Source organism: Streptomyces sp. NPDC051207 (assembly GCF_040682395.1).
Lineage (GTDB): Bacteria > Actinomycetota > Actinomycetes > Streptomycetales > Streptomycetaceae > Streptomyces.
Genome location: NZ_JBFBAX010000060.1, coordinates 1 through 11,750 on the forward strand (window position 1 = coordinate 1; position 11,750 = coordinate 11,750).

General features: G+C 69.1%; 10 protein-coding genes and 6 pseudogenes. 10 read left to right on the plus strand and 6 right to left on the minus strand.

The window, feature by feature from the left end:
* The 3 genes from AB0M97_RS30280 to AB0M97_RS30290 all read left to right on the plus strand — a co-directional run.
* A partial coding sequence (locus AB0M97_RS30280; protein WP_365960987.1) for an integrase core domain-containing protein occupies positions 1-132 on the plus strand: 132 nt, incomplete at its 5' end.
* 505 nt (positions 133-637) lie between these two features.
* Positions 638-913: a hypothetical protein gene (locus AB0M97_RS30285; protein ID WP_365964181.1), complete on the plus strand. Its 276-nt coding sequence runs from the start codon at positions 638-640 to the stop codon at positions 911-913.
* Positions 913-1,311, plus strand: coding sequence for a hypothetical protein (locus AB0M97_RS30290; protein WP_365964182.1), 399 nt, complete (start codon positions 913-915; stop codon positions 1,309-1,311). The genes AB0M97_RS30285 and AB0M97_RS30290 overlap by 1 nt, the downstream gene beginning before the upstream one ends.
* Positions 1,312-1,474: 163 nt before the next feature.
* Here AB0M97_RS30290 and AB0M97_RS30295 read toward each other — a convergent pair whose 3' ends face one another.
* Both AB0M97_RS30295 and AB0M97_RS30300 read right to left on the minus strand, forming a co-directional pair.
* Positions 1,475-1,840, minus strand: coding sequence for a tetratricopeptide repeat protein (locus AB0M97_RS30295; RefSeq protein ID WP_365964183.1), 366 nt, complete (start codon positions 1,838-1,840; stop codon positions 1,475-1,477).
* Between the two features lie 521 nt (positions 1,841-2,361).
* A pseudogene (locus tag AB0M97_RS30300) lies at positions 2,362-2,439 on the minus strand (nicotinamidase); the annotation flags it as partial.
* Positions 2,440-2,918: 479 nt separating this feature from the next.
* Here AB0M97_RS30300 and AB0M97_RS30305 point away from each other — a divergent pair.
* The 6 genes and pseudogenes from AB0M97_RS30305 to AB0M97_RS30330 form a co-directional block, all read left to right on the plus strand.
* Positions 2,919-3,215 (plus strand): annotated as a pseudogene (locus tag AB0M97_RS30305) (urease subunit gamma); the annotation flags it as partial.
* A gap of 162 nt (positions 3,216-3,377) precedes the next feature.
* A pseudogene (locus AB0M97_RS30310) lies at positions 3,378-3,728 on the plus strand (urease subunit beta); the annotation flags it as partial.
* 59 nt (positions 3,729-3,787) lie between these two features.
* Positions 3,788-5,515, plus strand: a pseudogene (locus AB0M97_RS30315) (urease subunit alpha); the annotation flags it as partial.
* An 844-nt stretch (positions 5,516-6,359) separates the two neighbouring features.
* Positions 6,360-7,034, plus strand: a complete 675-nt coding sequence (locus AB0M97_RS30320) for an urease accessory UreF family protein (protein ID WP_365964184.1) — start codon at positions 6,360-6,362, stop codon at positions 7,032-7,034.
* Between the two features lie 31 nt (positions 7,035-7,065).
* Entirely contained in the window at positions 7,066-7,761 is a 696-nt protein-coding gene (ureG, locus tag AB0M97_RS30325) for an urease accessory protein UreG (protein ID WP_365964185.1), read from the plus strand.
* Positions 7,758-8,612, plus strand: a complete 855-nt coding sequence (locus AB0M97_RS30330) for an urease accessory protein UreD (RefSeq protein ID WP_365964186.1) — start codon at positions 7,758-7,760, stop codon at positions 8,610-8,612. The genes ureG and AB0M97_RS30330 overlap by 4 nt, the downstream gene beginning before the upstream one ends.
* On the opposite strand, the pseudogene AB0M97_RS30335 reads toward AB0M97_RS30330, so the two are convergent.
* The 3 genes and pseudogenes from AB0M97_RS30335 to AB0M97_RS30345 form a co-directional block, all read right to left on the minus strand.
* Positions 8,609-9,417: pseudogene (locus tag AB0M97_RS30335) on the minus strand (IS6 family transposase). The gene AB0M97_RS30330 and the pseudogene AB0M97_RS30335 sit on opposite strands and share 4 nt — an antisense overlap.
* Before the next feature lie 46 nt (positions 9,418-9,463).
* Positions 9,464-9,958, minus strand: a complete 495-nt coding sequence (locus tag AB0M97_RS30340; RefSeq protein ID WP_365964187.1) for an ATP-dependent DNA ligase — start codon at positions 9,956-9,958, stop codon at positions 9,464-9,466.
* Between the two features lie 247 nt (positions 9,959-10,205).
* The gene (locus AB0M97_RS30345; protein WP_365964188.1) at positions 10,206-10,442 is read right to left on the minus strand and encodes a tectonin domain-containing protein; all 237 of its coding nucleotides are present in this window, start codon (positions 10,440-10,442) and stop codon (positions 10,206-10,208) included.
* Positions 10,443-10,661: 219 nt separating this feature from the next.
* Here AB0M97_RS30345 and AB0M97_RS30350 point away from each other — a divergent pair, with 219 nt between their 5' ends.
* Positions 10,662-10,826, plus strand: a complete 165-nt coding sequence (locus AB0M97_RS30350; RefSeq protein ID WP_365964189.1) for a hypothetical protein — start codon at positions 10,662-10,664, stop codon at positions 10,824-10,826.
* Between the two features lie 62 nt (positions 10,827-10,888).
* Here AB0M97_RS30350 and AB0M97_RS30355 read toward each other — a convergent pair.
* Positions 10,889-11,653 (minus strand): annotated as a pseudogene (locus AB0M97_RS30355) (helicase associated domain-containing protein); the annotation flags it as partial.
* Positions 11,654-11,750: the final 97 nt, after the last annotated feature.

The following is an 11,750-nucleotide window of genomic DNA, read 5'->3' on the forward strand; positions in this document are numbered from 1 at the left end:
ACCTCAGACACCCAACGGCAGGCAGCGTTTCCCGACTGGCTGGACTGGTACAACTACCACCGACCCCACACCGGCATCGGCGGCCACCCACCAGCGAGCCGCGTCACCAACCTGTCCGAACAGCACACCTAGGGCTTCAAGGCGGGAAGGCATCCGCAGAGGCTGGTGTTCCAGGGCACGCCGTGCTGCACACCGGAATCGCCCGGTGGCCGACCGCCGCCTGGTCGGCGCGGGCCGCCGTACGCCGGACCACGCGCGTATGACGGCTGCGGATGCGCACCGCGTCCGGCCCGGGACGGTGCGCACCGGGCCCGCACCCGGCGCCGGGACGACTGGCTCCCCCGCGGGCGGCGCGGTGCCGGACGTTCTCTCAGGACGGCCCTGTCGGTGCTGCTCGCGGGCTTCACCCTGGGCGGTGTCGCGTTCGCGGGATCGGCGCAGGCGCGGCGAGCGACTGGGCTGGGCAGGCCCATCGAGCACAACCGCTCGCCGAAGACCGGCGAGGCCGAGGAGCGCGCCCTTCGCAGCGGTCATGTGCACGGCTCCAGGGCCTGTCGGACCGGGGCCGTCAGCTCTCACATCCATCTCGGTCCCCATTCCTCTACCGGCAGTAGAGGGGCGCGGTACAGTAAGACGTATGGCATCAGATGAGACGAGCATCAAGGTGAGCACGGCGGCGCGGGACAGGCTGGCGCAGTTGGCCGCTGAGCACGGCACGACGATCCGGAACCTGGTGGAGGAGCTGGCGCAAGACACACCGACCAGGGCCGAGTACGCCGAGCGTGCTGAGCTGGCCCGCGCCGAGCTCGCCTCCGCTCTGGGCCAGGCGCCGAGCCCGGAGGCTGAGGCGAAGGCCCGGGCCCTGTTGGAACGCCTGGGCGGGGCGCACCATGGCTCGCAGGCGGCCGCGTAGTGGCGATGATCTCGGTCGTTCTGGACCACACGACCGCCACCGCTTTGTACGACCCGAAGGACCCGTTCAATGAGGCGGTCGCCGCGTTCTACGTGCAGGCATCCGGCGGACTCGGTGATCTGTATGCGCCGGTGTTGTCGCTGACCGCCGGTGACGCCGAGCGGCCCGGGCTGCTGGGCTACATCAAAGGGCTGCGTTTCATCAGGATCGAAGCCTTCGATACCGACGCCGCGGTCACCGCCACCGAACTGCTGCGCTTCGGGCATTCCTGGGCCGCCGTCCACGCCATCCACGCCGCCCGCCCTTCCGCCGCCCACCCCGCCGGGCGGTTTCTTCTGACCCTGACCCCGAAGGCGTACGCCGGCACCGGCGTCCAGGCCGTCCACCCCGGCCAGTAACGTCAGCCGCCGACGGCAGAAGACGGTCACCGCGACCCCGCCTGCACCGCCGACACGACCGTCGCTTGTACTGCGCACCTAACCCTGACCGCGTGCGTGCCTTGCTGCTCCTGGGCGCACTGGGCGCAGAGCTGGTCACGATGCAAGCATGTCTGCGCTCTACCTACGGCTGCGGAGGTGCAGAGTCCACCACCGCCCTCCTGCCCGTGCGACGGCTGCCTCCGCGGCTGACAGGTTTGTTGCGGCTACTGAGCGTGTCGGGATGGTCGGGTCCGAGCGTGCGTTCGAGGTCGGCGAGGTTGCGGCCGAACAGGTCGGCGGCTTCTTGGTATCGGCCAAGAGCGTACAGCGAGGCGGCGAGGTAGTTGCGGCTGTGAGGGTGTCGGGATGGTCGAGTCCGAGAACGCGTTCCCGGTCGGCCAGGGTGGATCCAGAACGGGAGGCCCCGCTCCGCGCACACTTCAGCGCGATCCGGGTGAGCCGGCCCTCGCGGAGCATGGCGCGCAGGATCGGTCAGGCCTCCCCGCACAGTTCGTCCTTGAGACCAGGCCCCTCGAAGCCGCCCGCGGCCAGCTCGGGCGCGCGGCCCGCATCCACGTCATCTACGACGGACCCGCCACTACCGGCAGCCGCTTCATCCCCGGTGCCCGCGAGCAGTTCGCCACCGTCATCCTCGCCCGGGTCAGCGCCGGCATGTGGCAGCGGCTCGCCCCGATAGTCGACCCCGCCCGCAAGAGCAGCCCGCTCCCTGGCCGCATCCACGCTGTCCAGGACGGCGACGCCCACCCGGCTCAGGTGGTGCTGATGACCGAGGCCGAAGCCGTCGGCTGGTTCACTGCTACGGCGGTTGGGGGGATCTGACCCGCGTCCGGACACACCGCGGGCCCCGGGGAGTGAAGACATCCCCGGGGCCCGGTGTATGGAGTCGTGCGGCTCCGCGCCGGCGTACCGGTCTTCGCCCGGGTCGATGTGGTGGTCACGGGTGGCGACGACGAAGGCGTACTGCCCGTCGGCATGCCCGGCCAGCTCGGCGATGGCGGCGGCCCGGCCCGCGCCGCCCTTCACCGGAATGCTGCCGCCCTCGCAGAAGTCCTTCTGCACATCGACGATGATCAGCGCACGACGCATAGAAAAGCCCTTTCCCTCGGATGAACCGCTCCTGGATGGTCGCCCTTGCGTCAGCTGGCGTGCGCGCCACTCACCGGTCGTTCACTCAAACGTGCGCGGCGCGCACGCTAAACAAGGTGCAGCGCCCTCTCCCACGGGGACCACGGGGCGCCGTGAGACGGCCGATTTCGACCGTCGCCGAGACACGCGATCGGTACGGAAGCCTGTGAGGACGAGGACTGATCGACGAAGTCCCAGGCGGATACCCAACTCACCGAATTCGTCCACGGTCTAGGAACGGGCTCCTGATGCCCGACGGGGCGGGGTGAAAACGGTGTGCCCCACGGATTCACCGGATCGTGCAGATAAGCCACCGTTTAACCGTTTCGTCGTTCTTCCTCGCTGATGCTGGGGGAGCGGCCGTTGCCTTCCGGGGGAACGCTGTCTGTCGCTTTGGCATGCCCGGTCGCACGCATCATCCGACAACAGAGAGAGTCATCGTGCATTTGACTCCGCATGAGCAGGAGCGCTTGCTGATCCATGTCGCGGCCGACGTAGCAGCTAAGCGTCGTGACCGGGGGCTGCTCCTCAACTACCCCGAGGCCATGGCTCTGCTGACGGCTCACGCCCTTGAGGCGGCGCGCGACGGTAAGACGGTCAGCGACGTCATGGACTCGGGCCGGCAGTTGCTCACCCGCGCCGACCTGATGACCGGCGTCCCGGAGATGATCGACGTCGTCCAGGTGGAGGCCACCTTCCCGGACGGCACCAAGCTGGTGACGATCCACGACCCCATCCCGGACGCCGCGGTGAAGGCCGAAGGACAGGTCCACCCGGGCAAGATCGAGCACCCCAAACCGCAGCGCAAGCCGAATTGCCCGGGCGGCCGCGACACCGGCTCGCACAGCTGTTGCGACAAGTGCGAGGACGAGGCGGCCTGGACCGACCCGATCAAGTTCAACGAGGACCTGCAGGACGACAAGAAGAAGATCAGGGTCAAGAACACCTCCGACCGTCCCATCCAGGTCGGCTCCCACTACCACTTCGCCGAGGTCAACCCCGGCCTCACGGTGCTGAAGATCCGCAAGGGCACGCCCCCGGACGGCCCATTTCGCTGGGAAGAGCCCTCCGACCCACTTCTTCGGAACTGCGCCGAGGCGAAGGGGCGGCGGCTCAACATCGCCGCGGGCAAGTCCGTGCGATTCGAGCCAGGAGACGAGTGCGTCGTGGAGCTGGTGAAGATCAAGGGCAAAGCCGCGACCGACACTGACCAGATTCACGGACTGCGCAAGGGGAAGGTCACGCAATGACAGACCAGCCGGCGTCGGGTCAGAACGGTCCGAATCACAAGAAGAGGCTGGGCAACTGGCTGAAGCGGACGGACTACGCCGCTCTGTACGGGCCCACCGCCAGGGACCGTGTCCGCCTGGCCGACACCGACCTCACCGTCGAGATCGAAGCCGACTGGGCCGGCGGGCCGGACCACAGCGGCAACGAGATGGTCTGGGGTGGCGGGAAGATGGTCCGGGAGTCGATGGGCATGTCCCACTTCGACTCGTGTGGCAAGGGCCCGGACGACCCGGAGGACCAGCCCGGCAACCCGGATTACATTCCCGTGGACACCGTCATCACGGGAGCGCTGATCCTCGACTGGTGGGGTGTGGTCAAGGCCGATGTCGGCATCAGGGGCGGCAACATCTGTGCCATCGGCAAGGCGTACAACCCCGAGACGATGAACCCGAGGGACTTCCGGCCGCTCGCTGATGAGCTCACTCGTGATCTGGTGCCGGATGACGTCGCGCCGTCGGATTGGCAACCGGAGAACTTCGTGGTCGGCCCGGGCACCGAGGTCATCTCCGGCAACGGCCGGATCCTCACCGCGGGCGGCGTGGACACCCACGTCCACTTCATCTGTCCCGATGAGATCCACGAGGCCCTGGCCTCGGGCGTGACCACCCTCATCGGCGGCGGCACCGGCCCCGCCGAGGGCAGCGCGTCCACCACCGTGACCCCGGGCGCGTGGCACATCACCCGGCTCTTCGAGGCCCTGGACGAATTCCCGGTCAACATCGGACTGCTCGGCAAGGGCAGCACGATGAACGTTGCTGCGCTGCAGGAGCAGTTGGAGGCCGGTGTCATCGGCCTCAAGGTGCACGAGGACTGGGGTGCCACACCCGCGGTGATCGACAAGGCGCTGGAATTCTGCGAGGGCAACGAGATCCAGGTCGCCCTGCACGCCGACTCGCTCAACGAGGCCGGATTCCTGGAGAGCACCAAGGACGCCATCAAGGACCGTTCCGTTCACATCTTCCACATCGAGGGCGCCGGAGGAGGCCACGCCCCGGACATGATCGAGCTGGCCAAGGAGCCGAACGTCCTGCCCGCCTCGACCAACCCCACCCGGCCCTTGACGGTGAACACCGTCAAGGAGCACATCGACATGTTGATGGTGGCCCACCACCTCAACCCCGATATTCCGGAGGACATGGCCTTCGCGGACTCCCGCATCCGGCCGTCCACTATGGCGGCGGAGGACCTGCTCCACGACATGGGCGTCATCTCGATGATGTCCTCGGACGCCCAGGCGATGGGGCGCATCGGCGAGATGATCATGCGCACCTGGCAGACCGCGCACGTCATGAAGAGCCGCTACGGCACACTGCCCGAAGACCGGGCCTACGCGAAGATCCGAACGATCGCAGACGATATCGATCCCGAGAACACCCGAGACCCGAAGAAGGTGCCCAATCAGGGTGAGGGGGATCACTCGTTCCAGGAGGATCCGGAGGTGCGGCTGCCGAACGACAACTACCGGTCGCGCAGGTACATCGCCAAGTACACGATCAACCCGGCGATCGCGCACGGCATTGACAAGCACGTGGGCTCCGTGGAGCCGGAGAAAATGGCAGACCTTGTGCTGTGGGAGCCGAAGTTCTTCGGCGTCAAGCCGCACAGGATCCTCAAGCGCGGCCAGATCGCCTACGCGCAGACCGGCGACGCCAATGGCTCGATCACGACACCGCAGCCCTACCTGCCGCGGCCGGTCTGGGGCTCCACCGGCCACGCCCCGGGAAGCAACTCGGTGAACTTCGCCGCCTCAACGCAGGTCGCCAATCTGAACCTGCGATTCGGCGCCACCCAGAGCAGCAGGGATGCTGCGGCCGCCGATAACGCTGCGAAGGCTCTGGCCGATGCGGCCATTGCCGCTGGAGAGGCCCTTGAGGCCGCGAAGGCCGCCAAGATCAACGCGAATGATGCGGCCAAAGCGGCCCAAACGGCATTTGAGGCCGCTGAGACCGCTGAGGCCAACGCGAAGAGTGCGACGGAAGCGGCCGATGGCGCTGATAAGGACCTTAAGGCCGTTGAGGCCGCTGAGGCTAAAAAGGCCCTTGAGGTCGCCCGGAAGGCTAAGGACGCTGCGGATGCCAAGGCCGGTCAGGCCGGCCAGGCAGCCGATGCCGCCGAGAAGGCCAAGAAAGCCGCGGATGATCTGGCCGGTGTGGCCAAGGAGGCCGCTCGGGCCGCCCAGGCCGCTCAGGCCGCTCAGGGCACGGTGGGAACGGTCGGTCTCAACAAGGAGTTCGTGGCGATCACGGACACCCGGAACATCAGGAAGGAGAACATGCTGCTGAACAACAAGGTGGCCAAGGCCAAGGCGGTTGACCCCGATAACGGGGTTGACCTCGAAGTCGACCACAACACCTTCGAGGTCACCATCGGCGGCGCGACGACGGGGGACTCCCGCACCGAGATCAACGGTGTGACCGTGCCGCGCGCCTACGTCAGCGAACTGCCCATGGCACAGCGATACTTCCTCTTCTGATCCGATGCCCGCCCGGCCTTCGGCGCAGCCGCCACGGCCGGGTCCCGGGCGGGCAAGGCGTTGCCTGTTCCGGGGTACCGCCTCACTATCCGACCCTGTGAAAGGCAGCCGCTCGCCCATGAGCCGCGCAGCCCTGCTCCTCCTTGCCGACGGCCGCTTCCCTGCCGGTGGGCACGCCCATTCCGGCGGCGTCGAGGCCGCGGTCGCCCACAAAGCCGTACACGACACCGACAGCCTGGAGGCGTTCTGCCGCGGGCGTCTGCACACCACCGGCCTGACGACGGCCGGCCTCGCAGCCGCAGCTGCCGCCGGGCTTGACCCGCTACTGCTGGATGACGCCGCCGACGCGCGCACCCCCGTCCCCGCACTGCGTGCCGTCGCCCGCAGGCTCGGCCGGCAGATGCTGCGCGCGGCCCGTGCCACCTTCCCCTCGGCCGCACTCGAAGAGCTGGCCGCCGTGCGTCCCCAGGGCGCCCACCAGCCCGTCGTTCTGGGCCTGGCCGCGCGCGCCGCCGGGCTCGCCCCGGTGGACGCCGCTTATGCCGCCGCGTACGAGAACATCGGCGGCCCGGCCACCGCAGCGGTGCGCTTGCTGAGCCTCGACCCGCTCGACGCCTCGGGGCTGCTGGCCCGCCTCGGCCCCGAGGCCGACGACGTCGCCCAAGCCGCGGCCGACGCCGCGACCCGCGCCCTGACCGAGGGCCTCGATGTCCTGCCGTCGGCCTCCTCGCCCCTGCTGGACATCACCGGGGAGCAGCACGCCGCCTGGACCGTCCGCCTCTTCGCCTCCTGACCCCCTAACCACACCCCGCACTGGAGTTGACATGCACCTCGACCACTCTGAGACCTTCCCCCAGCGGCACACACACAGCGCCGATCCGCTCCGTCCCGACGGCAGCCGCCGCGCCCTCCGCGTCGGCCTGGGCGGCCCTGTCGGCTCCGGCAAGACCGCCACTGTCGCCGCGCTCTGCCGCACCCTGCGCGACCAGTGGCAGATCGCCGCCGTCACCAACGACATCTACACCCGCGAGGACGCCGAGTATCTGCGCCGCGAAGCCGTCCTGCCGCCCGAGCGCATCACCGCCGTCGAGACCGGCGCCTGCCCGCACACCGCGATCCGCGACGACATCTCCGCCAATCTGGAAGCCGTAGAGCAGCTGGAAGAGGCCCTCCACCCCCTCGACCTGGTGCTCGTCGAGTCCGGTGGCGACAACCTGACCGCCACCTTCTCCAAGGGCCTCGTCGACGTGCAGATCTTCGTCATCGACGTGTCCAGCGGCGACGACATCCCCCGCAAGGGCGGCCCCGGCATCACCACCGCCGACCTCCTCATCATCAACAAGACCGACCTCGCCCCGTACGTCGGTGCCGACCTGGAGACCATGGCCGCCGACGCGAAACGACAGCGCGGCGACCTTCCCGTCCTCTTCACCAGCCTCACTTCCGACGGCGGCATCCGCGACGTCGCCGACTGGGTCACCGGCCACCTCGCCCAGTGGCGTGCCGGGGCAGCCGTATGAGCCCACCCACCCAACTCGCCGCTCTCCAGGCCACATCCGACCGCGACGTTTTCTCAGCCGACGCCCAGGAGCCGGCCGGGCACCCGCACGGTGTACGTGCCACGGCCCGGATCCGCGCCGCGCACAACGGACGCGTCACCACCCTTCCGCAGTTGCGCAGCGACGGCCCGTTCTACCTGCGGCGCATGCGCACCGACGGCAGCGCCGCCACGGTGGGGATCATCGGCGCGATGTGCGCCCCGCTCGGTGGCGACCGGCTCACCCTCGACATCACCGCCGAGGACCGGGCCGAGCTGGAGGTCATCACGGCTGCCGCCACGCTCGCCCTGCGCGGCCCCACCACCGACGCGGCGACCTACGACGTGCGGCTCACCGCCGGGGAACACGCCCATCTGCGCTGGCTGCCGCAGCCCCTGATCAGCGCCGCCGGCAGCAACCTGCGACAGACGTACACCGTCGAACTCGCCGCCACCGCACGGTTGGTACTGCGGGAAGAGCAATACCTGGGCCGGGCTGACGAGGAACCGGGCCACCTCGTCAGCCGGATCCTGGTCCACCGTGCCGGGCGTCCACTGCTCGACCAGCAGACGGCGTACGGGGCCCCGGAACCCGGCTGGGATGGCCCAGCCGTCCTGAACGGGCACCGCGCCGTCGGCCAGCTCCTGGTCGTGGACCCGCGCCTCGACGTCCGAAGAGACCCGGTACTGCTCGGCGAAGGCACCAAGGACGGGTGTGCCGTCCTCGCACCGCTGGCGGGCGGCCCGGCACTGCTCGCCACCGCCGTCGCACCCACCACCTCGACGCTGCGGGAACTGCTCGACGAGGCGCACGCACATGCCCTCGCCCGCTAACGCGGACGGGCGTTGTCACGTTGTTGGGTGCGTGACTGCCTGACGGCGCGTCGGGTCAGGGTGGGCTTGAGAGCCGGGCCTGTCGTCAGGCCGTGGTGGGCCAGTCGGCAGCGCCGGGTGATCTGGTTCCAGATCGCGAAGCGGATGCTCATCTCGGCTCGGTGAGCGGCAGCGGTCATCAGGTGGCGGCGGGGCCGGAAGTGGGTGAGATGCCGCTGAACGCGGACAGGAACCGCTGTGCTCCGCCCACGGAGCGGAAGCCCGTCATCGCGCGTTCACGCTGCCTGGTGGGCTGGTGGCTGTTCTCGGCCCGGTTGTTCAGGTACTTCGACTGGCGGTGCTCGACGGAGGGCATGACCTCGCGGTGGGCGGCGCCGTAGGAGCGGAGCTCGTCGGTGACGATCACCCGCGGCACCGTGCGGGTCTTCTTCAGCAGCGTGCGGAAGAAGCGCCTGGCCGCGGCCTTGTCCAGCCGGTTCTGCACGAGGATGTCCAGGACGTTGCCGTCCTGGTCGACCGCCCGCCACAGGTACTGCAACCGCCCGTTGATCTTGATAAAGACCTCGTCCAGGTGCCACTTGTCCCCAGGCCGAGGCTGCCGGCGGCGCAGCGCGCCTGCGTAGGCCGGCCCGAACTTGGCGCACCAGCGGCGCACCGTCTCGTAGGAGACGACGATCCCGCGCTTGAGTATCAGCTCCTCGACCTCGCGCAACGACAGCGGGAAGCGGAAGTACAGCCACACACAGTGGGAGATCACCTCGACCGGGTACCGGTGCCCCTTGTACGACGGCGACACGGCCCCCACGAACAGCCGCCTCTAGCACGATCAACCAGAAGATCATCCCACCCGGTCAACCAACGTGACAGCGCCTCCAGCCCCTCGCCGACGGCCGATAGGCGTCGTCCAACCTCTTGAAGACCACGCCCTCCATTCCGACCGATGCCCACGTCAGCCACTCGCGCACGGTGTCGGCATCGGTGGTCGACGGGCACAGTGCCCGCGGCGCGATGAGCCGGCGGGCGGCGAACACGGACTCCAGCGCGGCCCTGCGCCGCCGGTACGGCCAGGAGGTCGTGTCCGTCCCGGACAGCCGCAGTAGATCGAACGCGACGAAGTGGGCCGGCCACTCCTGCGCCGCCCGGACCGCCCCGGCACCACGCCGGGCAAGCCGGTTCTGCAGCCGCTCGAAGGCGAGGTGGCCCGCGGCGTCCCATACGACCAGCTCGCCGTCCATCGCGGTCGCGTCCGGCAGCTGCACGGACCCGGCCACGGCCTCCGGGAACGCCGGCCCCATCGGGTCGGGCACGGGGGTGGCGAGCATCGGTTCCGGCAGCGTCCACGTCACAGCCCATGCCTTCCACCGCGCCCGTCCGTCCGCAAATCGGGTGGCGCATGCGCACCCGACCACAGGCCCGACCATGGGCCCGACCATGGCCTGGGCACCCCCGGTTGTCGGTGGGAGCGTTCGGCGACGGTTTAGGCAGCGCCTAGCAATGTCGATGAGAACTGGCAACGCCGTGGGCTTGAGCGTGCGCCGCGGTGCCGTTGAGGGCGTTGCGCGGCGCACTGGTGACTTCGTGAGGCGGGGTGGGTCAGCCGGGCAGGTCGCCGGTGTAGCGGTAGATGTTGCCGGCGGAGTTGACGCCCCAGACGGTGCCGTCGGCGCCCGCGCCGATGTCGGTGAGGCCTCCGGGGATCTGCACCCACGGGCTGGCGTCGCTGTTGGTGTAGCGGTAGACGTTCCCGGCCGCGTTGACACCCCACACGTTGGTCCTGGACCCCGCCGCGATCCGTACCAGTCCGCCGCTGATCTGCTTCCAGTCGGCCATGTTGCCGACTCCTCTCCGCTTGGAAGTGATGCAACGGGAAAGCTCCCCAAGCGGAACGATTCGCCTTGTAAGCGAATTTAAAAAAATGATCCACTTATTGTCCGTAAGGACACGTTTATGGGTGTCGGCTGTCCTCTTTGGCTGGGCTGGTGCCGACCCGCAGGGTCGTCGGGTGACGCGAACTGTCGTCGCTTGTGTGGGTTATTCGCGGGTGGCGCGTTGACCTCGATCACCTGCCCGGCCGGGCACACGACCCAGCAGGAGCGTGAGCGCCGGATGCCCGTCGTCCTGGTGGGACCCGAGCGGATCCGGTCCGTGCTGCGCCGGCCGTCACTCGCCAGCCTGGAGAGCTCCGTCTTTATCTGGCACCGCCTCACCCCGTGAACGCACCGGACCCCGGGCCTCGACAGGCCCGGGGTCCGGTGGGGGAGCGGCCGGGGGCCGTCTCAGTAGTCGTCCCGCTCGGAGGGCGGTCCGTACTGCTCGATCAGGTCGCAGGTGCAGGTGCCGCCCTCGTACGCCTTCTTGTCGCACTCGTCATGGTGGTCCGTCAGCAGCTGGGGCTTCGGAGCGGGACGCGCGGTGACTGCGGCGGGCCGGGCCGGGGCGGGCCGGTCGGCGGCACGGAACTCGATGTCCACGACGGCGGAGGCGATTTCGTCCTTGCGCCACTTCTCGGGAGAGTTGTGGTTCACCAGGCCGCCCGCGTATGCCATGCGCAGCAGTTCGGCCTTGGTGTGGTTGCGCATCAACTCGTTCATGCGCTGCACCCGCGCACTGCCCCGCGCCGCCTGGGTCGCGTTCTCCGCCACCGTGTCGCCCTGGTCGTGGCCCTCCTGCGCCTGCGCCGACGGCGCGGGCTGGACGGAACCGTCGTCCACCGATGCCGGGCTGGACGGGGCCGGCACCGCTGCCTTCGCCCAGGACACGCCCAAGGTGGCGATGGCGGCTTGCTGTTCGGAGGTGAGCTTGTCCCACCTCGCCCGGGTGTTCGAAATCCATACGCCCAGCTTGATGACCACCGGCTCCGCCTCGCCGTCGACGGCGATCTGCTCGGTGTGGCCGCGCGGTACAGGCCGGTGGGCGCCTTCTCGTTCAACCCACTGCGCGAGGGCCGCCAGGCCGCGCTGGAAGGCCAGCTGCGCCTTGCTCGAGCCCTTCGTCGCGCGGGTGACCGCCGGGGCCGGAGACGGCGCCTGGACGGGCTTCAGTACCTGACGCTGTCGGGGATCTTGGTCGAGCGTCTTTCTAGAAGATCATCGAGCTGAACGGCCGGTCCCCACGATGGCGCTGTGTCAGGGTAGAACT